This window comes from Rhodobacter sp. NSM, assembly GCF_052244495.1.
Lineage (GTDB): Bacteria > Pseudomonadota > Alphaproteobacteria > Rhodobacterales > Rhodobacteraceae > Cereibacter_A.
The window spans coordinates 1-345 of sequence record NZ_JBQPXH010000081.1 but is presented as its reverse complement, the minus strand read 5'-3'; the positions used below and the strand labels follow the sequence as shown (position 1 = coordinate 345).

The 345-nt window shown below is 63.2% G+C and carries 1 pseudogene; it reads right to left on the bottom strand.

The annotated features are described in order from the left end of the window. Positions 1 to 345, bottom strand: a pseudogene (locus ACTVZP_RS22375) (transposase); the annotation flags it as partial.

Genomic DNA, 345 nt, shown 5'->3' with positions numbered 1-345 from the left:
TGTCGAAGGCGCCGTCTGCGGTGACGGTGGCGATGTCCTGGTCGGGCGGGATCTGGTCCAGCAGTTCGGGCAGCATCGGCGCATCGCCGACATCGCTGATCGTGAACTCGGCCGCGCGGATTTCCAGCGTTCGTCGGGGAAACGCCCCACTGGGGCCTTTCCCGATCCTCCTCACTCTCATCGATGCCGATGTGAATCTTGCGCCAGACCCGACGTTTGGTGCCGCAATGCTTGCGGGCGTTCCACTCGCCTTCGCCCTCGACCTTGATGCCAGTGCTGTCGACCAGCAGGTGCAACGGACCGTTCGAACCGCGGTAAGAGATGTTGACCTTCAGGGTCTTCTGG